Source organism: Buttiauxella sp. (assembly GCF_035271705.1).
In the GTDB taxonomy this organism is placed as follows: domain Bacteria; phylum Pseudomonadota; class Gammaproteobacteria; order Enterobacterales; family Enterobacteriaceae; genus Buttiauxella.
Window position 1 is genome coordinate 1 of the sequence record NZ_DATERI010000084.1, and the last position, 23,302, is coordinate 23,302.

18 protein-coding genes are annotated in these 23,302 nt (G+C 50.9%); 14 read left to right on the forward strand and 4 right to left on the reverse strand.

Going from position 1 to position 23,302, the window contains the following annotated elements:
* Positions 1-19: 19 nt before the first annotated feature.
* The 9 genes from VJY99_RS07495 to sseB all read left to right on the forward strand — a co-directional run bounded on the left by VJY99_RS07495 (position 20) and on the right by sseB (position 7,540).
* Positions 20-1,234, forward strand: a complete 1,215-nt coding sequence (locus tag VJY99_RS07495) for an IscS subfamily cysteine desulfurase (RefSeq protein ID WP_324117428.1) — start codon at positions 20-22, stop codon at positions 1,232-1,234.
* A 43-nt stretch (positions 1,235-1,277) separates the two neighbouring features.
* On the forward strand, positions 1,278-1,664 hold the full coding sequence (gene iscU / locus VJY99_RS07500) for a Fe-S cluster assembly scaffold IscU (protein WP_015703172.1): 387 nt from the start codon (positions 1,278-1,280) through the stop codon (positions 1,662-1,664).
* A 154-nt stretch (positions 1,665-1,818) separates the two neighbouring features.
* Positions 1,819-2,142, forward strand: coding sequence for an iron-sulfur cluster assembly protein IscA (gene iscA / locus VJY99_RS07505; RefSeq protein ID WP_324117429.1), 324 nt, complete (start codon positions 1,819-1,821; stop codon positions 2,140-2,142).
* Between the two features lie 70 nt (positions 2,143-2,212).
* Complete coding sequence (gene hscB, locus VJY99_RS07510) at positions 2,213-2,728, forward strand: co-chaperone HscB (RefSeq protein ID WP_324117430.1); 516 nt, start codon at positions 2,213-2,215, stop codon at positions 2,726-2,728.
* 13 nt (positions 2,729-2,741) lie between these two features.
* Positions 2,742-4,592: a Fe-S protein assembly chaperone HscA gene (gene hscA / locus VJY99_RS07515; RefSeq protein WP_324117431.1), complete on the forward strand. Its 1,851-nt coding sequence runs from the start codon at positions 2,742-2,744 to the stop codon at positions 4,590-4,592.
* 1 nt (position 4,593) lies between these two features.
* Positions 4,594-4,929 carry an ISC system 2Fe-2S type ferredoxin gene (gene fdx, locus VJY99_RS07520; RefSeq protein WP_034459208.1) on the forward strand — a complete coding sequence of 112 codons (336 nt, stop codon included), beginning with the start codon at positions 4,594-4,596 and terminating at the stop codon, positions 4,927-4,929.
* 12 nt (positions 4,930-4,941) lie between these two features.
* Complete coding sequence (gene iscX, locus VJY99_RS07525; RefSeq protein ID WP_324117432.1) at positions 4,942-5,142, forward strand: Fe-S cluster assembly protein IscX; 201 nt, start codon at positions 4,942-4,944, stop codon at positions 5,140-5,142.
* 196 nt (positions 5,143-5,338) lie between these two features.
* The gene (pepB, locus tag VJY99_RS07530; RefSeq protein ID WP_324117433.1) at positions 5,339-6,625 is read left to right on the forward strand and encodes an aminopeptidase PepB; all 1,287 of its coding nucleotides are present in this window, start codon (positions 5,339-5,341) and stop codon (positions 6,623-6,625) included.
* Positions 6,626-6,763: 138 nt separating this feature from the next.
* Positions 6,764-7,540 carry an enhanced serine sensitivity protein SseB gene (gene sseB, locus VJY99_RS07535; protein WP_324117434.1) on the forward strand — a complete coding sequence of 259 codons (777 nt, stop codon included), beginning with the start codon at positions 6,764-6,766 and terminating at the stop codon, positions 7,538-7,540.
* Between the two features lie 4 nt (positions 7,541-7,544).
* Here the strand turns inward: sseB and VJY99_RS07540 are convergent, their stop codons facing one another.
* The 4 genes from VJY99_RS07540 to VJY99_RS07555 all read right to left on the reverse strand — a co-directional run bounded on the left by VJY99_RS07540 (position 7,545) and on the right by VJY99_RS07555 (position 12,200).
* Complete coding sequence (locus VJY99_RS07540; RefSeq protein ID WP_324117435.1) at positions 7,545-8,318, reverse strand: MurR/RpiR family transcriptional regulator; 774 nt, start codon at positions 8,316-8,318, stop codon at positions 7,545-7,547.
* Entirely contained in the window at positions 8,318-9,169 is an 852-nt protein-coding gene (gene sseA / locus VJY99_RS07545) for a 3-mercaptopyruvate sulfurtransferase (RefSeq protein ID WP_324117436.1), read from the reverse strand. Before sseA ends, VJY99_RS07540 begins: the two co-directional genes overlap by 1 nt.
* A gap of 107 nt (positions 9,170-9,276) precedes the next feature.
* A complete protein-coding gene (locus VJY99_RS07550; protein ID WP_324117437.1) occupies positions 9,277-10,644 on the reverse strand; it encodes a 6-phospho-alpha-glucosidase in 1,368 nt (455 codons plus the stop codon).
* Positions 10,645-10,655: 11 nt separating this feature from the next.
* The gene (locus VJY99_RS07555; RefSeq protein ID WP_324117438.1) at positions 10,656-12,200 is read right to left on the reverse strand and encodes a PTS transporter subunit EIIC; all 1,545 of its coding nucleotides are present in this window, start codon (positions 12,198-12,200) and stop codon (positions 10,656-10,658) included.
* Between the two features lie 322 nt (positions 12,201-12,522).
* On the opposite strand from VJY99_RS07555, the gene VJY99_RS07560 reads away from it, so the two are divergent.
* The 5 genes from VJY99_RS07560 to rodZ all read left to right on the forward strand — a co-directional run bounded on the left by VJY99_RS07560 (position 12,523) and on the right by rodZ (position 23,265).
* Positions 12,523-17,487 (forward strand): alpha-2-macroglobulin, encoded by a 4,965-nt coding sequence (locus VJY99_RS07560; RefSeq protein ID WP_324117439.1) that lies wholly within the window; start codon positions 12,523-12,525, stop codon positions 17,485-17,487.
* Between the two features lie 13 nt (positions 17,488-17,500).
* Positions 17,501-19,822: a peptidoglycan glycosyltransferase PbpC gene (gene pbpC, locus VJY99_RS07565; RefSeq protein ID WP_324117440.1), complete on the forward strand. Its 2,322-nt coding sequence runs from the start codon at positions 17,501-17,503 to the stop codon at positions 19,820-19,822.
* Positions 19,823-19,988: 166 nt separating this feature from the next.
* Positions 19,989-20,420, forward strand: coding sequence for a nucleoside-diphosphate kinase (gene ndk, locus VJY99_RS07570; RefSeq protein WP_324117441.1), 432 nt, complete (start codon positions 19,989-19,991; stop codon positions 20,418-20,420).
* 232 nt (positions 20,421-20,652) lie between these two features.
* A complete protein-coding gene (locus VJY99_RS07575; protein WP_324117442.1) occupies positions 20,653-21,819 on the forward strand; it encodes a bifunctional tRNA (adenosine(37)-C2)-methyltransferase TrmG/ribosomal RNA large subunit methyltransferase RlmN in 1,167 nt (388 codons plus the stop codon).
* Between the two features lie 438 nt (positions 21,820-22,257).
* Complete coding sequence (gene rodZ / locus VJY99_RS07580) at positions 22,258-23,265, forward strand: cytoskeleton protein RodZ (protein ID WP_324117443.1); 1,008 nt, start codon at positions 22,258-22,260, stop codon at positions 23,263-23,265.
* Positions 23,266-23,302: the final 37 nt, after the last annotated feature.

Genomic DNA, 23,302 nt, shown 5'->3' on the forward strand with positions numbered 1-23,302 from the left:
GTACGGAGCCTAAAGAGCAATGAAATTACCGATTTATCTCGACTACTCTGCGACTACGCCGGTTGACCCGCGTGTAGCAGAGAAAATGATGCAGTGTTTGACTATGGACGGAACCTTCGGTAACCCGGCGTCTCGTTCTCACCGTTTCGGTTGGCAGGCGGAAGAAGCTGTTGATATCGCCCGTAACCAGATCGCTGAACTGGTTGGTGCAGACCCTCGTGAAATCGTCTTTACCTCCGGTGCAACTGAATCTGATAACCTCGCTATTAAAGGTGCCGCTAACTTCTATCAGAAGAAAGGCAAGCACATCATCACGGTAAAAACTGAACACAAAGCTGTGCTGGACACTTGTCGCCAGCTTGAGCGTGAAGGTTTTGACGTGACTTATCTGGCGCCACAGAGCAACGGTATCGTTGACCTGAATGTGCTGGAAGCTGCGATGCGTGACGACACCATTCTGGTTTCCATCATGCACGTGAACAACGAAATCGGCGTGGTGCAAGATATCGCGGCAATCGGCGAAATTTGCCGTGCGCGTGGCATTATCTATCACGTTGATGCGACTCAGAGCGTGGGCAAACTGCCTATCGACTTGAGCACGCTTAAAGTTGACCTGATGTCCTTCTCTGGTCACAAAATCTATGGCCCGAAAGGGATCGGCGCGCTGTATGTTCGCCGTAAACCACGTATTCGTATCGAAGCTCAGGTACACGGTGGCGGTCACGAGCGCGGCATGCGTTCTGGTACTCTGCCTGTTCACCAGATAGTCGGCATGGGCGAAGCTTACCGTATCGCAAAAGTTGAGATGGAAACAGAAATGTCCCGTCTGCGTGCGCTGCGTAACCGTCTGTGGAACGGCGTGAAAGATATGGAAGAAGTGTATCTGAACGGCGACCTGGAAAATGGGGTTCCGACCATCCTGAACGTGAGCTTTAACTACGTTGAAGGCGAGTCCCTGATCATGGCGCTTAAAGACCTCGCGGTTTCTTCTGGTTCTGCCTGTACTTCAGCAAGTCTTGAGCCATCCTACGTGCTGCGCGCACTGGGCATGACTGACGAACTGGCTCACAGCTCCATCCGTTTCTCTTTAGGTCGTTTTACTACTGAAGAAGAGATCGACTACACCATCGAACTGGTACGTAAGTCCATTGGCCGTTTGCGCGACCTTTCTCCACTGTGGGATATGTTCAAGCAAGGCGTGGATATTAATTCCATCGAATGGGCTCATCACTAATTGTTCAATACGAACGTCGATATCGAATTCTGGAGAATTAAAAATGGCTTATAGCGAAAAAGTAATCGATCACTACGAAAACCCACGCAACGTTGGTTCTTTTGATAACAGCGATGACAGCGTAGGTTCCGGTATGGTAGGTGCACCTGCCTGTGGTGACGTGATGAAGTTGCAGATTAAAGTCAACAATGAAGGTATTATTGAAGACGCTCGCTTCAAAACCTACGGCTGTGGCTCTGCCATCGCTTCCAGCTCGCTGGTAACCGAATGGGTTAAAGGTAAATCTTTGGATGAAGCGCAAGCAATCAAAAACACCGACATTGCAGAAGAACTTGAACTGCCACCGGTGAAAATTCACTGCTCAATCCTTGCAGAAGACGCTATTAAAGCGGCAATTGCGGATTATAAAAGCAAACGTGAAGCTAAATAATAATTTTGAGTCTTTTTCAAAATAATTCGAGTTGCAGGTAGGCGGCAAGCTCAGGGATCTCCAGGAGCTTACTAAAGTAAGTGACTGGGGTGAGTGAGAGTAGCCAACACCCCTGCGGCTCGAAGAATGAAGAAAAATTGATTGAGGTTGTTGTATGTCGATTACCCTTAGCCACAGCGCTGCCGATCGTGTGAATGCCTTCTTAGCTAACCGCGGAAAAGGTTTTGGTCTGCGTTTGGGCGTTCGTACTTCAGGCTGTTCAGGTATGGCTTATGTTCTTGAATTTGTTGATGAACCGATGGATGAAGACACCGTGTTCGAAGACAAAGGCGTGAAAGTGGTCATCGATGGCAAAAGCCTGCAATTTTTGGACGGCACTGAGCTCGACTTCGTCAAAGAAGGTCTTAACGAAGGGTTTAAATTTACTAACCCGAACGTCAAAGATGAGTGCGGTTGCGGCGAAAGCTTCCACGTCTGAAACGCGCAAATCCTCCGCGTAGCGTACGCTACGCGGGGTATCCGCTCTACTATGAAACCCTGAGTCTGTTATGGATTACTTCACCCTCTTTGGGTTACCGGTAGGCTTCGCCCTTAACACTGAGCTGTTGGCTACCCGTTACCAGGAGCTGCAACGCCAGTTCCATCCGGATAAATACGCCAGCCGCCCTCAGGCGGAACTCCTGCTGGCGGTTCAACAATCTGCGACCATCAACCAGGCATGGCAAACGCTGCGTCATCCGTTGCCGCGCGCCGAGTATATTCTCTCCCTCAACGGTTTTGATCTCGCGAATGAGCAGCATACCGTGCGCGACACCGCGTTTTTGATGGAACAACTCGAATTACGCGAAGAGCTTGATAACATCGAGCATGCCAAAGATAGCGACCGCCTGGAGTCCTTTAGTGCCAACGTAAATGCGATGGTGAAAACCCGCATGGCGTTAATGGTGCAGCAACTGGACAATCAGGACTGGACGCAAGCGGCGGATACTGTGCGTAAACTGCGATTTCTCGATAAACTGCGCAGCCAAATAGAACAACTCGAAGAAAAGCTGCTCGATTTTTAACTGGAAGCTCAATATGGCGTTATTACAAATTAGTGAGCCGGGCCTGAGTGCGGCACCCCATCAGCGCAAGCTGGCGGCGGGCATCGATTTAGGTACCACCAATTCACTGGTTGCAACAGTTCGTAGTGGGCAAGCCGAAACGCTGCCTGACCATGAAGGGCGTCACTTGTTACCTTCGGTGGTGCACTATCAGCAACAAGGTCTGAACGTGGGCTGGGATGCACGTGCCCAGGCAGCAACAGATCCGGCAAATACCATCAGTTCGGTAAAACGTTTGATGGGCCGCTCGCTTGCTGATATTCAGACACGTTACCCGCATCTGCCTTATTCACTCCAGGCGAGTGAGAATGGCCTACCGATGATAGACACCCCGGCCGGGCTGCTGAACCCTATTCGTATTTCATCCGACATCCTCAAGGCACTTTCCGTACGCGCAACCGAAGCGCTGGAAGGCCAACTTGATGGCGTGGTGATTACCGTTCCTGCATATTTTGATGACGCACAGCGTCAGGGCACCAAGGATGCTGCGCGTCTGGCTGGCCTGCATGTTTTGCGCTTGCTGAATGAACCGACTGCTGCGGCGATTGCCTACGGTCTGGATTCCGGCAAAGAAGGCGTTATCGCTGTTTACGATTTGGGCGGCGGCACCTTCGATATCTCGATTCTGCGTTTAAGCCGTGGCGTGTTTGAAGTGCTGGCAACCGGCGGCGATTCTGCGCTGGGCGGTGACGACTTCGACCACCTGCTGGCTGACTGGCTACGTGAACAAGCGGGTGTTGCTGACCGTAGCGACGATCGCGTCCAACGCCAGTTACTGGATGCCGCAATCGTTGCAAAAATTGCATTGAGCGATGCTGAAAGCACCACCGTTGAAGTGGCTGGCTGGACAGGCATTGTCACCCGCGAGCAGTTCAACGAACTGATTGCCGCACTGGTTAAGCGTACTTTGCTGGCCTGCCGTCGTGCGTTGAAAGATGCGGGCGTTGACGCTGACGAGGTGTTGGAAGTGGTGATGGTAGGCGGTTCAACTCGCGTACCATTAGTGCGCGAACGTGTGGGTGACTTCTTTGGCCGCACGCCACTCACCACGATAGACCCGGATAAAGTTGTCGCCATTGGCGCCGCTATTCAAGCCGATATTCTTGTGGGTAACAAGCCTGACAGCGAAATGCTGCTGCTGGACGTTATCCCGCTGTCACTGGGTCTTGAAACCATGGGCAGCCTGGTGGAGAAAGTCATTCCGCGTAACACCACTATTCCAGTGGCACGTGCGCAGGACTTCACCACCTTCAAAGATGGCCAAACTGCGATGGCGATTCATGTGATGCAGGGCGAACGTGAACTGGTGCAAGACTGCCGTTCGCTCGCTCGCTTTACGCTGCGCGGTATTCCGGCTATGCCTGCGGGTGGTGCGCATATCCGCGTGACTTTCCAGGTGGATGCTGACGGCCTGCTGAGCGTGACCGCCATGGAGAAATCCACTGGTGTTGAAGCGTCTATACAGGTGAAGCCTTCTTATGGTCTGAGCGACGGTGAAATCGCCACCATGATTCAGGACTCCATGAGTTTTGCCGAGCGAGATGTGCAAGCGCGCATGCTTGCAGAGCAAAAAGTTGACGCGGCTCGCGTGCTGGAAAGCTTGCAAGGTGCATTGAGCGCAGATGCCGCGCTGTTAAGTGCCGAAGAACGTGCTGATATCGACGCAACGATAGTGGTACTCCATGCGGCAGCGGCGGGTGACGATATCAATGCGATTGAACAAGCCATTAAAAACGTAGACAAACAAACCCAGGATTTCGCCGCTCGTCGTATGGATGAATCAATCCGTAAGGCGCTGAAAGGCCACTCCGTGGACGAGGTTTAACATGCCAAAGATTGTATTTTTGCCTCATCAGGATTTGTGTCCAGATGGCGCAGTTTTGGAAGCGAATGTCGGTGAAACCATTCTTGATGTTGCCCTGCGCAACGGTATCGAGATTGAACATGCCTGTGAAAAATCCTGTGCTTGCACCACTTGCCACTGTGTGGTGCGTGAAGGTTTCGACTCCCTTGCTGAAAGCACAGAAGATGAAGACGACATGCTGGACAAAGCCTGGGGTCTTGAGCCTGAAAGCCGTTTAAGCTGCCAGGCACGCGTCACTGACGAAGACCTGGTCGTTGAGATGCCGCGCTATACCATCAACCATGCGCGAGAGCACTAACAGGAGCTGCAAATGGGACTAAAATGGACCGATAGCCGTGAAATCGGCGAAGCACTGTATGACAGTCGTCCGGATCTCGATCCTAAAACGGTGCGCTTTACCGATCTGCATCAGTGGATTTGCTTGCTGGAAGATTTTGACGACTTACCAGACGCATCCAATGAAAAAATTCTGGAAGCTATTCTGTTAGTCTGGTTAGATGAAGCAGAATAAATATACCCGTCATCCTTCAAGCTGCAGGCGCGTTGACTGCACTCACTCACCTCAGTCACTTACTTTATGTAAGCTCCTGGGGACTCATGAGCTTGTCGTCTTCCTGCAACTCGAATGATGTAGGATATAGAAAAGGGCTGCCTATGGCGGCCCATTTTTATATGAAACATGAGCTGAAAAGTATAAGGAAAATAAAATGACAGAAGCCATGAAAATCACCCTTTCCACTGCGCCTGCCGACGCGCGTTGGGGTGAAAAAGCCGCTTACAGTATCAACGATGAAGGGATTACCCTGCACTTGACAGGCAAAGATGACCTGGGGCTAATCCAACGTGCAGCGCGTAAAATTGACGGCCAGGGCCTGAAGCATGTTGAGCTTGCGGGCGACGGATGGGATGTAGAAAAGAGCTGGGCATTCTGGCAGGGCTATCGCGCACCAAAAGGCACGCGTAAAGTTGACTGGGCTGTGCTGAGTGAAGAAGAGCAAAAAGAGCTTAATAACCGTCTGAAAATCATCGACTGGGTACGTCATACCATCAACACCCCAGCCGAAGAACTTGGCCCAGAACAGCTCGCTTCACGTGCGGTAGATTTGCTGTGTGATGTTGCGTGTAACCAGGTTTCCTATCGCATCACCAAAGGCGAAGATCTGCGCGAGCAGAACTATATGGGTATCTACACCGTTGGCCGTGGTTCTGAACGTCCGCCAGTATTGTTGGCACTGGATTACAACCCAACCGGCAACCCAGAAGCACCGGTTTACGCATGCCTGGTGGGTAAAGGGGTCACTTTCGATTCCGGCGGTTATAGCATTAAACAAAGCGCGTTCATGGACTCGATGAAGTCTGACATGGGGGGCGCTGCGACCATCACCGGTGCTCTGGCCTTCGCGATTACTCGTGGCCTGAACAAACGCGTCAAACTGTATCTGTGCTGTGCGGACAACCTGATCAGCGGTAATGCCTTCAAATTGGGCGACATCATTAAGTATCGCAACGGTAAAACCGTTGAAATCATGAATACCGATGCGGAAGGTCGTTTAGTTCTGGCTGATGGCCTGATTGACGCTTGCGCGCAAAAACCTGAACTGATCATCGACTGTGCGACGTTAACCGGCGCGGCGAAAACAGCACTGGGTAACGATTACCATGCACTGTTCAGCTTTGACGATGAGCTGGTCAACCGCCTGATGGCGAGTGCGGCAGTTGAGAACGAACCATTCTGGCGCTTGCCTTTGGCCGAGTTCCATCGCAACCAGTTACCCTCTAACTTTGCGGAACTGAACAACACCTCTAACGCTTCCTATCCAGCAGGAGCCAGCACGGCAGCGGGATTCTTGTCCCACTTTGTGGAAAATTATCACCAGGGTTGGCTGCATATTGATTGCTCCGCAACCTACCGTAAAGGTGCTGTTGAGCAGTGGTCTGCTGGCGCAACAGGCATTGGCGTGCGCGCAATTGCGAATTTGTTGACTGCTGAGTAATTGCTTTTCTCCTTCTCCTGAGGGAGAAGGCCGGGATGAGGGCGACCTGGCTTGATGGCTTTCATCAATGTTTACCCCCTCATCCTAACCCTCTCCCTCAAAGGAGAGGGGATCAAATCGGGATAATCTGGAACGATCATGTCAGAACTCAAAAACGAATTAGAAACCTTGCTTGAACAGGCGGCCCTTGAGCCCGCTCACCGCCCGGCATTCTTCCGCGTCCTGTTGGAGTCTACCGTTTGGGTGCCTGGTACAGCAGCAGAAGGCGAAGCCATTGATGCCGATAGTGCAGTCGAATTGCAGCACTGGGAAAAAGATGATGGCACTTCTGTCATTCCATTCTTCACCTCTGTTGAAACGCTGCAACAGGCCATCAGCCACGAGCAGGCGTTTGTCGTGATGCCGGTACGCACGCTGTTTGAAATGACGCAGGGTGCAACACTATTTTTGAATGCTAAATTGCCGACGGGCAAAGAGTTTACCCCGCGTGAAATCACGCATTTAATCAGCGATGAAAGTGATCCATTAACCCAGCAAGAAGTGTTGGATGGCGGGACTTCGTTGCTGCTTTCCGAAGTGGCTGAGCCACCGGCACAAATGGTCGATTCTTTAACGACGCTGTTTAAAAACCTGAAAACGGTTAAGCGCGCTTTTATTTGTTCAATCAAAGAACGTGCTGATGAACAACCAAACCTGCTGATTGGTATTGAAGCTGAAGGTGATATCGAAGCGATTATTCGCCAGACGGGGAGTGTGGCAACTGACACGTTACCCGGCGATGAGCCGGTCGATATTTGCCAGGTGGTGGAAGGTGAGAAGGGTATCAGCCACTTCATGATGGCGCATATTACGCCATTCTATGAACGCCGCTGGGGCAGCTTCTTGCGAGATTTTAAAACTAATCGAATCATCTGATTTGTTAGTTTGTCGCTTGTAACAGCAATAAATCGATAAGCATCACCAGATTAGACTCAAACGAGGTGATCCCGGCAGCTTCTGCTGCATAGTGGATTGCCTCGTCATAGAGTTGAAAATGCACATCTGCAAGTTCGGACAAACTGTTCGACGATGCGCGAGTAAACGCCACAATCGACATCCCAACATTCTGTGCAATCCGCGCTTTATCCAATACCTGTTCGGTTTCGCCGCTACGTGAAATGGCGATAAACACCTGGTACTTCGACGCATTGCTCAGGAAAATTCCCCGACTATCGCCTGGTCCTGAAATAAACGCAGTTTTGCCCAGCACCTGAAGTTTCTTGGTGAGGTATTCAGCAAACAGATAGGAAAAACCCGCACCGTATAAAAAGAAGCTCTCTTTTTCGCGCAGCAATGTCGCGAATTGCGTCATCAGTTCGGGTGTTACCCAGCGAAAAGTTTGCCGGTAATTAGCAACAAACTTATCGAATAAAACCGGAAGTGTGGCAGTGGGTTGTGCGGGTTGCTGAGCAATATGCGGTGTATTGGAAAGCAGTTGTTTACAGTGCCAGATAAGCTCACTAAAGCCACTAAAACCGAGCTTATGACATAGCCGCATAATGGTCGCGCTGGAGACAAACGTCGCCTGGGCAAGCTCGCGAACCGTGATATTACCGACCAACAAGGGATGGTTAGTCAAGTGCGCGAGCGCGCGATACTCAGCGCGGGTTAATGACTCCCCGCGCTCGAGCAGGCCGACCAGGCGGTTGTCCATTACAGTGATTGTGCAGGTTCGACAGGTAAATCAGGGCGTGCCCCCCATTCACTCCAGGAGCCGTCGTACAGCGAAACACCGTTGACGCCGAGTGTGGTTAACGCCAGGACCACCACTGCCGCAGTGACACCTGAACCGCAACTGGCGATAACCGGTTTATCAAAACTAACCCCTTGGCGTGTGAAAATGTCATTCAACTCGTCAGTGGTTTTCAACTGCCCGTTTTCTACTAAATCGTTCCACGGCACGTTTAATGCACCCGGAATATGCCCGCGTCTTAAACCCGGGCGTGGCTCGTCCACTTGTGCGTTAAAACGCGGGGCAGGGCGAGCATCGACTATTTGCGCAGTGCTTTCATGGCTTACCAGCAGAACATCAGTCAGACGTTTAATCACTAATGGATCAAAGTTCACATCGAACTCACCTTCCGGTAATTCAATATCACCTTTTTCGAGAGGCAATTCTTCGCGCTGCCAGTCGGCCAGACCCCCGGCCAGAATCGAGACCTTCTCAACGCCAAAAGTACGCAGCATCCACCATGCACGCGGGGCGGAGAACAGGTTACCTTCATCGTAAACAATCAGATGTTTGTCCTGGCTGATACCCAACTCACGCATGGCGACGGCAAAGGCTTCAGCGCGCGGCATCATATGCGGCAGGGGACTTGTGTGATCGGAAAGAGCTTCGATATCAAAAAATACGGCACCGGGCAGATGGCCTGCGCGGTATTCACCAGCCACATCACGCTGTTCCTGGCCAGGAGGAGCCATGCGAGCATCAATAATCTGAATATCCGCATCATTAACATGTTCTGCGAGCCAGTCGCCCGCAACGAAGAAAGTAGTGGACATGGTTGCCTCCGATTCATTGCACATTTATCGAATTGTCGGTGTTTTTCAGCAAACCGACAAGCAACCATATCCACTGCTGCGAAGTGCGCCGTAAATATTAGATAAAGTTACGCTTTCACCGCTTCGCCATCTTTCCATGCTTGTTGCAGTTGCGGCCAGTAATCACCATTAGCCTCAATCATATCGTCAAGAATCGCTTTCGCGTGCTGCATGGTCGGCACGGTGCGGTTAAGGGTAAATGCCTGCAATGCCTTTTCGTAGCTGCCTTCAATCGTCGCTTCAACGAGCAGTTGTTCGGAGGCTAATTGCTGCATGAGCAATGTCTGGTGGAACAGGGGAACGGCACCCATTCGTACTGGTTCCGGCCCTTCGGAGGTGATATAGGCAGGCACTTCCACCATTGCGTCGTAGGGCAGGTTGGCAATAGCCCCTTTGTTTTCCACAATCACCAGGTGGCGTTGGCGTAGATCAAAGGCCAGTGAGCAGGCGACATCAACAATAAACGCACCGTGTACGCCAACATGGAACGCATCTGGCAAAATCCCCGTTTTTTTATATTCGTCGGCGGCGGCAAACAGTTTCTTCTCACGCCCATCCATCACTTCGTTGGCGCGTGTGTAGTCAGGGTTTTGATGCTCAACGATGTCGTTTGGCATCAGGTAATACTGCAAATAAGGATTCGGCAGGTATTCCGGGAAATGATCCATTATCGGTTTGATATGACGCCAGGTTTTTACCCAGGACGGATCAGAATGCTGCGGATCGGTTTGCGCGGCGTCTTCAGTCAGAAGGCCAAACTTCGCGATATGGCGGCGCAATTCCGGCAGACGATCTTCCCCATCAACCAGCACACGTGTAAACCAACCAAAATGATTCAACCCGAAGTAATCAACTTCCAGTTTATGGCGGTCGACGCCGAGGATAGCGCCCATGTTGCGCATGGCGGCTACTGGCATATCACAAATATTCAGCACGCGAGCCTTCGGACGCAGGCGGCGCACACCTTCAGCAACAATCGCCGCGGGGTTTGAATAGTTAACAATCCACGCTTTTTGATGCGCATAACGCTCAACAAAATCGCACAATTCCACCATCGGTAAAATGGTGCGTAAACCATAAGCCAACCCGCCTGGTCCACAGGTTTCTTGCCCGATAACTCCATGGCGTAAAGGGATTTTTTCATCCTGCTCACGCATTTTATATTGCCCCACACGCATCTGAGCGAAAACGAAATGGGCACCGCTAAAGGCGACTTCTGGGTCGGTGGTGACGGTGAATTTAATACTTTGGCTGTGGTCGCGAATCACTTTCTCAACAACTGGAGCAATGACCGACTGGCGCTCGCCATCAATATCGTAGAGGCGAATTTCAGCTAATGGGAAATCGGCCAGGCGCACCATCAGGCTCTTAACAATACCTGGCGTGTAAGTGCTACCACCACCGGCAATGGACAAAATAAATGGGGGTTTAAACATCATTGGCTCCTTTAGAGATTCGTCTCTACTGCTTCTCGCATTTTTTTGACATGCAGCCCGTAGACCACTTGAACGTTATTACCTTGCTTAATCACCCCTTTCGCACCGGTCGATTTCAGGCGGGGTTCATCGATAACTGAAACATCGCGTACCGTCACTCTCAGGCGGGTGTAACAGTTGTCGACTACTTCGATATTGGCTCGTCCACCAAGGCCCTCAATAATAGCTTCACCCAATCCATCGTTGCTGCCTTTAGCTTGATACTCTTGTTTGCTATACAGTTTTGTTTCTTGCTCCTCGTCCTCACGCCCCGGGGTTTTCATATCGAAGCGACGAATAAGGAAACGGAATACCAGGAAATAGATGACCGACATCGTCAGACCTACGGCGATATACATCGGCCAGTTGGACTTCTCGGTGCCAAGTGGCAGGTTATAAAGAATGAAATCAATAATGCCGTTAGCGCCGATAGCGTGAACACCCAGCAGGTAGAACAGCATCATGCCGATACCGGTCAGAACGGCATGCACGCCAAACAGCAATGGGGCGACAAACAGGAATGAAAACTCCAGCGGCTCTGTAACGCCAACCAGCATAGACGTCAGCGCTGCCGGAATGAGAATCGCTTTTGCCGCCGCTTTGCGCTCAGGTTTGGCGGTCATATACATGGCGAATGCGGCAGCAGGAAGGCCGAACATTTTACTAATGCCGCGGGCGTCCCACACCACAGTGCTACTCAGCTGATGGACGCTCGGACAGGCCATTTCAGCGAAGTAAATATTGCGCGCGCCTTGATAAATATTGCCGCAAACATCGGCTGTGCCACCTAATTCGGTGTACAGGAAGGGGGTATAGACCAGGTGATGAAGACCGGTTGGCACCAGAATGCGTTCGAGGAAGCCATAGATAGCCACACCGAATGCTCCCGCACCTTTAATCGCCAACGCCAGCGCACTGATTCCATGTTGAGCAAACGGCCAGAGTTCGCTCATCACCACGCCGAGTAACATCGAAACGGGAAGCATGATAATAGCGACGAAGCAGTGACCAGAGTAAATCGCCATCGCACCCGAAAACTGTACGCTGGAATAGCGGTTGTACAAATATCCCGACAACGCTCCGGTGAGGATCCCTGCGAAAACGCCCATCTCAAGCACCTGGACACCCAACACCATGCTTTGCCCTGCAGCACGCATTTGGTCGGCTGGAGCCAGTTCGCCTTGTAGTTGTAGTGTTACGTTCATCGCATTAATGAATACGATAAAAGTGACCAGGCCAATCAATGCGGCATACCCTTTGTCTTTGGCCGCAAGGCCAATGGGAATACCCACACCAAAGACCAGCGCCAGGTTTGCCAGCACCGATACTGCTGATTTGGAGATCAGAACCCCAGTGTGCTGAATAGAAGGATGGCTGAGGAACGGTAAATATTCAGCCAGGTTACCATTGCCCAATACATTACCGAATGCGATAAATAAACCGACGATCGGCAAGATAAGCACTGGGCCATAGAGCGATTTTCCGAAATTTTGTAGGGCATTAACGGCACTTTTCATTTAGCAGTCTCTTATTATCACTTTAGCTAAACACCGCGTTGAGGCAGCGACTCAGCTTGAAATGTAGCAAGAATAAGAACTCTATTTCTATCTATCTTATTGTTTTAAAAACAGATGACTTATAAGGTAACATGTGACCTTTCGGACTGTGATCACGCTTCCACTTTGCAACAGAACTTCAATTGCAACAGTTACACAATAAGAGTTCGCTTTGCGAGAAAGCGCGCAATGCACAGCCTGGATACTTTCGTTTTTTTAATGTGCCCGCATAATACATAGACAACGTAGTGGGTTAATGGGCAGTATCGGCCAGGGATTAAACATGAAAGCAATACGTCTGGGTGCGCTGGCAGCAGCGCTAGTGGCAGCTTTGGTTCTTTCAGGATGCGACAATAACGACACACCTCAATCGCTGGCGAAGAGCGATAGCTCGGCCCAGCAAAGTGCGGCACCAGTGGCGAAACCTGACGCCTCACAACTCGACAAGTTAGCGAAGGATTCAGCGGGCAAACCGCTTAAATTGCTTGATGCATCCGAGGTTCAGCTCGATGGGGCGAGCACGTTGGTCCTCACCTTCTCAATTCCGCTCGATCCCAATCAAGATTTCTCCCGCGTGACGCATTTGGTGGATAAAACCAGCGGTAAAGTTGACGGTGCGTGGGAACTTTCAGCCGACTTAAAAGAATTACGTTTGCGCCATCTTGAGCCTAAACGTGAACTGATACTGACGGTTGATAACGGCTTGCTGGCTCTCAATAAAACCACTTTTGACAGCCACTTCGAGAAGCCAATTTCGACGCGAGATATTCAACCAAGCGTTGGGTTTGCCAGCCGAGGTTCATTGCTGCCAACCAAAGTGATTGCAGGTTTACCGGTGATGGCCCTCAACGTCGATAAAATTGACGTCAATTTTTACCGGATTAAAAGTGAATCGTTGAGTTCATTCATCAGTCAGTGGCAATACCGAAATTCAGTCTCTAACTGGGAATCTGACAATTTACTCAAGCTTTCGGATTTGGTTTACAGCGGCAGATTTGACCTTAATCCTGCGCGCAATACCCGTGAAAAACTGCTGCTACCGCTAGGCGAAATTAAACCGCTGCAACAACCTGGCGTTTATATCGCGATAATGAACCAGGCCGGCCATTACAGTTATAGCAATGCCGCAACATTGTTTATGTTAAGCGACATCGGCGTGTCAGTGCACCGTTACCATGACCAGTTAGATGTCTTCACTCAAAGCCTGGAAAATGGTGCCGCGCAGTCCAGTGTGGAAATCTCTCTGCTTGATGAAAAAGGGCAAACCCTGGCACAGGCGAAGAGCGACGCTGACGGCCACGCTACGCTGGAAAAATCAGGTAAAGGGACGTTATTACTCGCGCGTACTGCCGAGCAAACTACCCTGTTGGATTTGAGTCGTCCGGCACTGGATCTGGCTGAATTTGATATTGCCGGAGATGCCGGATTCACTAAGCAATTCTTTATGTTTGGCCCAAGGGATCTTTATCGCCCGGGTGAAACCGTACTGCTTAACGCCTTGCTACGTGACAGCGATGGGAAAACACTGCCCGCTCAACCGGTAAAACTGGAAGTGGTGAAACCGGATGGCCAGGTTGCCAGAACACAAGTTTGGCAGCCGGAAAACGGTTTGTACCAATTGAGCTACCCCTTGAATCAGAATGTGCAAACCGGCAACTGGCAGGTGCGTGTTAATACCGGTGATAACCAGCCACGTATTTGGTCATTTAAAGTCGAAGACTTCATGCCAGAGCGTATGGCACTTAATATCACCGGCAATAAAGACCCCGTTAGCCCTGATGAATCAGTGAGCTTCCAGGTTGCTGGACGTTATCTGTACGGTGCACCTGCGTCTGGTAACAATCTGCAAGGGCAACTATTCTTACGCCCGCTTCGTGAAGCGGTGTCTGCATTACCAGGGTTCCAGTTTGGTGACATAAACGAAGAAAACCTCACTTTGAATTTGGATGAAGTTCAGCTGCAGCTTGATGAGCAAGGCAAAACAACAGTGAGTGCCCAGAGCCAATGGGCTGATGTCCACTCGCCATTACGACTGGTGCTACAAGCCAGTTTACTGGAATCAGGCGGCCGTCCAGTGACGCGTCGTGCTGAACAAGCTATCTGGCCTGGTGTTGCGCTGCCCGGCATTCGTCCACAATTTTCCAGCAAAGAGATCTACGATTACCGAACTGACAGCACCCGGACTCAACCTATTGTCGACGAAAACACTAACGCCGGTTTTGACATCGTTTATGCCAATGCTAAAGGAGAAAAGCTGGCGGTTTCCGGGCTTGATGTGCGGCTCATCCGCGAGCGCCGAGATTACTTCTGGAGCTGGGAAGAGGGTGAGGGTTGGCAGTCTCAATATGACCAGAAAGACCTCGTAGAAGCCGAACAAAAGCTCGCGCTCGCAGCGGGCGAAACCGGTAAAGTGGCTTTCCCCGTTGAATGGGGGTCCTACCGTCTTGAAGTCCGTGACCCGGATACAAACATTGTGAGTAGCTTGCGCTTCTGGGCAGGTTATAGCTGGCAAGACAACAGTGACGGCGAAGGTGCTGTACGCCCAGACCGTGTGACGCTGAAAATAGACAAGCCTGCTTACAAGGCGGGCGATACCATCAATCTGCATATTTCTGCCCCCGCTGCGGGTAAAGGCTATGCGATGGTGGAATCCAGCGATGGCCCACTGTGGTGGAAAGAAATTGATGTGCCAGACAAAGGCCTGGATATTGCTATTCCAGTGGATAAAAGCTGGCAGCGTCATGATTTGTATTTGAGCACACTGGTGATTCGACCAGGAGATAAGAGCCGTGCGGCAACGCCAAAACGCGCGGTCGGTATTTTGCATCTTCCGCTGGCTGATGAAAGCCGCCGACTGGCACTTGAGTTGGAAGCACCCGCTAAAATGCGGCCGAATCAAAATCTGACAGTGAAAGTAAAAACCCAACCCATAAAGGGTGAAATGCCGAAGCAAATTAATGTTCTGGTTTCTGCTGTTGATAGCGGTGTACTGAATATCACTGACTACAAAACGCCGGACCCGTGGGAAGCCTTCTTTGGCCGTAAACGTTATGGCGCAGATTTATACGATATCTACGGCCAGGTGATTGAAGGGGAAGGGCGCTTAGCCGCATTACGCTTTGGTGGTGATGGCGATGAAGGCGATGCGCTAAGTCGGGGCGGTAAAAAACCGGTTAACCACGTCACAATCATTGCTCAGCAAGCTCAGGCGGTACAACTGGATGAAAAAGGCGAAGGCACCGTCACACTCCCTGTTGGCGATTTCAACGGTGAACTGCGTGTCATGGCGCAAGCCTGGACCGATGACCGCTTTGGTAATAGCGAGGGCAAAGTGGTGGTCGCCGCACCACTGGTGACTGAACTGGCTGCGCCGCGCTTTATGGCGAGCGGCGATAGCAGCCGTTTAGCGATGGATCTCACAAACCTGACTGACCAGCCGCAACAACTGAATATTAACCTCAACACTAACGGCCTGATTGCGCTGGACTCAGCAGCGTCACAAACTCTAAAACTGTTGCCGGGTGCTCGGAAAACACTGTTTATCTCAGTCAGCGCGTTGGATGGTTTTGGTGATGGGCAACTCAATGCGCAAATTAGTGGGGTCAACTTACCGGGCGAAACATTCACTGCCCTGAAAAAACAGTGGACCTTATCCGTGCGTCCTCCGTTCCCGGCACAAAGTATCAATAGTGGTGCGGTGCTTGCTCCCGGTGAAGTGTGGGATATTCCGCCGCAACATATTTCTGGTTTAGCCTCGGCAACACTTGAAGGGCAGGTATTGCTCAGCGGGCGCCCGCCGTTAAACTTGGCGCGCTATATCCGTGAGCTTAAAGCCTATCCGTATGGTTGCCTTGAACAAACGACCAGCGGCCTATTCCCTTCGCTTTATACCAATCAGGCGCAGCTTGCGGCTCTTGGGATAAAAGGAACCACTGATGAACAGCGTCGTGCTGCCATTGATTTGGGGATTTCTCGTCTGCTCGATATGCAGCGCGATAACGGCAGCTTTGGTCTATGGGACAAAGAAGGGCCGGAAGAATACTGGTTAACGGCTTATGTGACTGATTTCCTGGTTCGAGCGAACGAGCAAGGCTACAGCGTTAATGTTGATTCGCTCAATAAGGCCAATCAGCGCCTGCTGCGCTACCTTCAGGATTCAGGGCTTATCGCACTGCGTTATAGCGATGATGCTGCTGCCAGTAAATTTGCGATTCAAGCCTACGCAGGGCAAGTGTTAGCCCGCCAGCAAAAAGCCCCTCTTGGGGCGCTGCGTGAACTTTGGCAGCGTTATAGCACTGCCCGAGCAGGCTTGCCGCTTGTGCAACTGGGTGTCGGGTTAAAGTTAATGGGCGATGCCCCGCGTGGTGAACAAGCAATCAAGTTAGGGTTGAAAACCCGTCGTAGTGACGAGCGAATCTGGATGGCGGATTACGGCAGCGAATTGCGTGATAAAGCGATGATTCTCAGCCTTCTGGAAGAGAACAAATTGCTACCAGACCAGCAAAGTAACTTGCTTTTGGAACTCTCTAACCTCGCCTTTAGCCAAAACTGGTTGTCGACTCAGGAAAGTAACGCGCTCTTCCTGGCGGGTCGAAACTGGCAAACGGCGAAAGGGGATTGGCAATCGCAGGTCTCATTTACTGACGAACCATTGGCGAGTGGGCAATCCATAACCCGTAATTTGACTGCTGAACAACTCGAACTCCTGCAAGTGAGCAACACCGGTACTGGCAATCTTTATCTGCGCTTAGACAGTGTGGGCTATCCGCAACAGGCTCCAGTGCCCTATAGCAATGTGTTGCATATTGAGCGTCATTTCCTGGATGCGAAAGGCAATAGTAAGTCGTTGTCAGAGCTGAAAAGTGGTGAGTTAGTGATGGTTTGGTTAGATGTGTGGGCAGATAAAAATGTGCCTGATGCGCTGGTGGTCGATTTACTCCCTGCAGGGCTTGAGCTGGAAAACCAGAACCTTTCTGAAAGCAGCGCCAGCCTGAGTGATAGCGATAATCAGGTTCAGGGTTTACTTAGCCAGATGCAACAAGCTGATATCCAGCACCTGGAATTCCGTGATGACCGCTTTGTGGCCGCATTGCCACTCACTGAAAGCCAGCATGCAACGCTGGTTTACCTGGCACGAGCGGTGACCCCTGGGATTTATCAGGTGCCGGTTTCACAAGTAGAGTCCATGTATGTGCCGCAGTGGCGGGCAACAGGAGCCAGCACTGGCATGCTGACTGTTCATCCGTAACAGGCCTGCTCAAATGCGACAGCCTTTACGCTGGCGGCGCTGCTACCTTTTTGTAGTGGCGCCTCTCATTTTTTGCCTGGGGGTTTGGCTGGCAGACCGGCTTTGGCCGCTGCCATTATCTCAGGCGAATCCTGCACGTGTCGTGGTGGCAGCAGACGGCACGCCGCTGTGGCGTTTTGCTGACGAGAACGGCATCTGGCGCTATCCGGTCACGCTTAATGATGTTTCACCCCGTTATCTCGAAGCCCTGATCAACTATGAAGATCGCTGGTTTTGGGATCATCCAGGGATCAATCCACTTTCGATTTTACGAGCGGCCTGGCAGGATCTTCGTAATGGGAAAGTGATCTCGGGCGGCAGCACGTTGACGATGCAAGTCGCGCGTTTGCTTGATCCGCATCCTCGTACGTTTGGCGGAAAAATTCGCCAGGTGTGGCGGGCACTCCAACTTGAGTGGCATCTTTCAAAAGAGCAAATTCTCACGCTCTATCTGAATCGTGCACCCTTTGGCGGCACGTTACAGGGCGTGGGAGCCGCCAGTTGGGTCTACTTGGGAAAATCCCCTGAGCATCTTAGTTATGCGCAAGCGGCTTTACTGGCAGTACTCCCACAGGCTCCTAGCCGCCTGCGTCCAGATCGCTGGCCTGAACGAGCACAAGCTGCGCGTAACAAAGTGCTGCTTCGCATGGCTGAGCAAGCGGTCTGGGAACCGCAGCAGGTTAAAGAATCCCTCGAAGAACCCGTTTGGCTTGCTGCACGCCAGATGCCGCAATTAGCGCCGTTGCTTTCACGTTATCTGATAAATCGCAGTAACTTGCAGAAAATAACCACCACCATCGATGCACCGTTACAGCGCCAATTGGAAGAGTTGGCGTTGAACTGGAAAGCTCAGCTTCCGCCACGTTCATCAATGGCGATGCTGGTCGTCGATCACACCACCATGGAAGTGCGCGGTTGGGTAGGTTCAGTCGATATCAATGATCAAAGTCGTTTCGGGCATGTTGATATGGTCACGGCGATTCGTTCACCAGGCTCGGTGCTTAAACCGTTTGTTTATGGCCTTGCGCTGGACGATGGGCTGATTCATTCCACATCGTTGTTACAGGATGTACCACGCCGTTTTGGCGATTATCGCCCGGGGAATTTCGACACGGGTTTTCATGGCCCAGTCAGTATGAGTGACGCGCTAGTGCGTTCACTCAATCTCCCTGCGGTGCAGGTACTTGAAGCGTACGGGCCAAAACGGTTTGCCGCGCAGTTGCGTAACGTGGGTTTGGATCTGCGTTTTCCTGCGGGTAGCGAGCCAAATCTTTCGCTCATTCTTGGCGGTGGCGGGGCGCGGCTGGATCAGTTAGTTGCGGCTTATAGTGCTTTCGCTCGTCATGGGCGCGCAGCACAGTTGCGGTTGCAACCGGATCAACCCTTGCTTGAGCGTCCGTTGATGTCTGCTGGTGCCGCGTGGATTATTCGTCGAGTTCTGGCAGGTGAAGCACAGCCGCAACCCGATGCCACCTTGCCAGTTGTTGTCCCTTTGGCTTGGAAAACGGGCACCAGCTATGGCTATCGCGATGCATGGGCTATCGGGATAAATCCCCGCTATCTCATTGGTATCTGGACTGGACGCCCTGATAGCACACCGGTTGCTGGACAATTTGGCTTAGGTAGCGCCGTGCCGCTGTTAAACCAGGTGAATAATCTGCTGCAAGCCACTTCTGCCGTTCAGCAAGCACGTCTGCCGGTTGACCCGCGTCCGGCATCTGTTTCTACGGGGGGAATTTGCTGGCCGGGAGGGCAAAATCTTGCCGTGGGAGACAGCAATTGTCGACGCAGATTATCGGGCTGGCTTCTGGATGATAGCCAACCGCCAACACTCGAAGCACCGGGGCAAGAAGGTCTTCAGGGATCGAGAAAAATTGTCTGGCTGAATGAGCAAGGGCAACGTGTGGCAGCGGATTGCCCAAATGCAACACAACACATTATTTCTTTGTGGCCGTTGCCGCTTGAGCCTTGGTTGCCTGCCAGTGAGAGAAGAGCGGCTCGTTTGCCGGAGATTTCGGCACAATGTCCGCCAGCACAGAAAGATGAAGTTACGCCTTTATTGTTGTTGGGGGTACGTGAGGGCGCTATTTTGAAGCGTCTTCCTGGCGAATTAAGCGTAGCGCTGCGTCTTAGCGCACAGGGAGGGCAAGGTGATCGCTGGTGGTTTTTGAACGGAGAGCCAGTGGGTGAAAACCGGAATGGAATCGCGCTAAATCTGGATAAACCGGGAAACTACCAAGTGTTGGTACTTGATGAAGCAGGGCAGATTGCTGCTGCTCATTTCACTTTGCAGTAGAGTAATAGAGTGATTTTTAGCCGTTTGGGTGAAAAGTGTTGCCGATGTTCGCTTTATTTTAAAAAAATGTTACCTACATCCATAGGCAACGCGAGACTTGCTCATTATAATCGGCGCCAAATCATAACCGGGTATCCGGGTAAACAGAACAGAGACAGAGGTAATCATGGCTATTGAACGTACTTTTTCCATCATCAAACCAAACGCGGTGGCAAAAAACGTTATTGGTAATATTTATGCTCGTTTTGAATCCGCTGGGTTTAAGATTGTTGGCGCAAAAATGCTGCACCTGACCTCAGAGCAGGCTCAGGGTTTCTACGCTGAGCACGAAGGCAAACCATTCTTCGACGGTCTGGTTGCATTCATGACTTCCGGCCCAATCGTAGTGACCGTTCTGGAAGGCGAAAATGCGGTTCAGCGTCACCGTGACATTCTGGGTGCAACTAACCCAGCTAACGCTCTGGCTGGCACTCTGCGTGCAGACTACGCTGATAGCTTCACTGAAAACGGCACCCACGGTTCTGATTCTGTAGAATCAGCTGCTCGTGAAATCGCCTATTTCTTTGCTGAAGGTGAAGTTTGCCCACGCACTCGCTAATCACCCTTTCTCAATTGGGTTCAGGTCACAACATCTGTAACCCAAATGATTTAGGCATTAGCACTAACTGTTAAGCAGTTTTACATTTTATTTGTATGTACAACGCTTTCAGCCATGGCATCTGTGCCATAGAATTTGTACAATGATACGCCCCGGATGAGCCTCCTCTCCGGGGCGTATCTTTTTAACCCTCCTGGGGCCGTAACGTGTAACAACGAGGCCGGAAGAAATTATGTCAGAGCAAATTGTCACTCCTGAGACTCCTGTTTCAGTCGTTCCTAACAAGTCAGAAAAAATCAACCTGTTGGATCTTAACCGCCAGCAACTGCGAGAGTTCTTCGCTGATATGGGCGAAAAACCTTTCCGCGCTGATCAAGTCATGAAATGGATGTATCACTACTGCAGTGATGACTTCGATGAAATGACCGACATCAACAAAGTTCTACGCAATAAACTCAAAGAAGTCGCTGAAATCCGCGCACCTGAAGTTGCTGAAGAGCAACGTTCTGCTGATGGCACCATCAAATGGGCAATCAGAATCGCTGATCAGCTGGTCGAAACGGTGTATATCCCCGAAGAAGACCGCGCCACACTGTGTGTTTCCTCTCAGGTTGGTTGTGCTCTGGAATGTAAATTCTGCTCAACAGCTCAGCAAGGTTTTAACCGTAACCTGCGTGTTTCTGAAATTATTGGCCAGGTGTGGCGTGCTGCTAAAATTATCGGCGCGCAAAAGAAAACCGGCGTACGTCCTATCACCAACGTGGTGATGATGGGTATGGGTGAGCCACTGCTGAACCTCAACAACGTGGTTCCAGCAATGGAAATCATGCTTGATGATTTCGGTTTTGGGCTGTCTAAACGTCGTGTCACGCTTTCCACATCGGGTGTGGTTCCAGCACTGGATAAATTGGGCGACATGATTGATGTGGCACTTGCCATCTCTTTGCATGCTCCGACCGATGATCTTCGTGACGAAATTATGCCGATCAACAAAAAGTATAATATCGAGACTTTCCTGGCTTCGGTGCATCGTTATCTGGAGAAATCCAATGCCAATCAGGGTCGTGTCACGGTGGAATACGTTCTGCTCGATCACGTCAACGATAGTACTGATCATGCGCATCAATTGGCTGAATGCCTCAAAAATACGCCATGCAAAATTAACCTGATCCCATGGAACCCGTTCCCGGGCGCACCATATGGTCGTAGCTCCAATAGTCGAATTGACCGTTTCTCAAAAGTACTGATGAGTTATGGTTTCACCACCATCGTGCGTAAAACACGTGGTGATGATATTGACGCGGCTTGTGGCCAATTGGCAGGCGAAGTCATTGACCGTACCAAACGTACAATGCGCAAGCGTATGCAAGGTGAACCTATTGATGTTAAAGCAGTCTGATAAGCATTAGTTTTGATCAGATGAGCACCATTCGGTTATACCGCTGTTTGGTGCAAAAAACACGTAGTTATATCTTGCAGTTATGCAAGCTTAGCAAGTGTCTTTAAGATTAATAATTACGGTGCGTTTCACCGTACTTTAAGGCAGTATGTAGCGGTACAACAATAGTTTAGGCGCATCAATTTAAGCCATCGTGGGTCGCAATCCACTGACAACATTCAAAATGATGTCTATGGTTATCTCTCCGGTGATGAATCGTTTATCTAAAGCGGTTGGTTTAAGTGAATAAGTCGTTTTAGCTGAATGTTATGTTGTCTGAAGGGGCCCTTCAGAAGACAAATTAGTTTCGCGGAGCGGGAGAGTGTGGCGTAGCGGAAATGCTGTGCGACAAGGCTCCTGCCTAATTCCTCAATCGAACAGCACCAGCAATTGTAGCTAATGAATACTGAAGCCACTCAAGAATCAAATGCAGCACAAACCACGGGCGAACGTCTACGTACAGCTCGTGAAGAACTCGGTCTTAGCCAACAAGCTGTGGCAGAACGCCTATGCTTGAAGGTTTCTACTGTTCGGGATATTGAAGATGACAACGCACCTGCCGACTTAGCGTCTACATTCCTGCGGGGTTATATCCGCTCTTATGCACGTTTGGTGCGTATCCCTGAAGAAGAACTGTTGCCAATGATGGAAAAACAGGCACCGATTAGGGCTGCTAAAGTTGCTCCAATGCAAAGTTTTTCCCTGGGGAAACGTCGCAAGAAACGTGACGGTTGGTTAATGAGCTTTACCTGGCTCATTCTGTTTGTTGTTGTCGGCCTGACGGGCGCATGGTGGTGGCAGAACCACAAAGCGCAGCAGGAAGAGATTTCGACGATGGCGGATCAATCTTCAGCTGAACTTTCAGCGGGTAATAGCAATTCTCAATCAGTTCCGTTGAATACCGTTGATTCATCTGCAACTGATACCTCAGTACAGCAGCCTGTGCAGACTCCTGCGACACCATCTGCACCTACGACTGATTCAACACAAGATCTGGCCCCGGCAGTAACGGCTCAGCAAACCACTCCAGCGGATCCTTCCGCTGTAGTGGCTCCTAGCCAGGCTCCTGTCGAAAATGTGCAGGCCACACCGCCTGCGCCGAATGCTACTTTACCTACCGATCAAGCCGTTGCGACTAATCCTGCAACGGCGACCGCAGATCCGAATGCATTAGTCATGAACTTTAATGCTGATTGCTGGCTTGAAGTGACCGATGCAACAGGTAAAAAACTGTTCAGCGGCATGCAGAGTAAAGATGGCAATTTGAATTTAGCCGGTCAGGCACCGTATAAGTTGAAAATTGGTGCTCCGGCGGCAGTACAGATTCAGTTCCAGGGTAAACCTGTCGACTTGAGTCGTTTTATCAGAACTAGCCAGGTTGCACGTCTGACGGTAAGTGCTGAATAATTGCAGCCAGCATGACGCGTAATTGTGGAGATTTGTA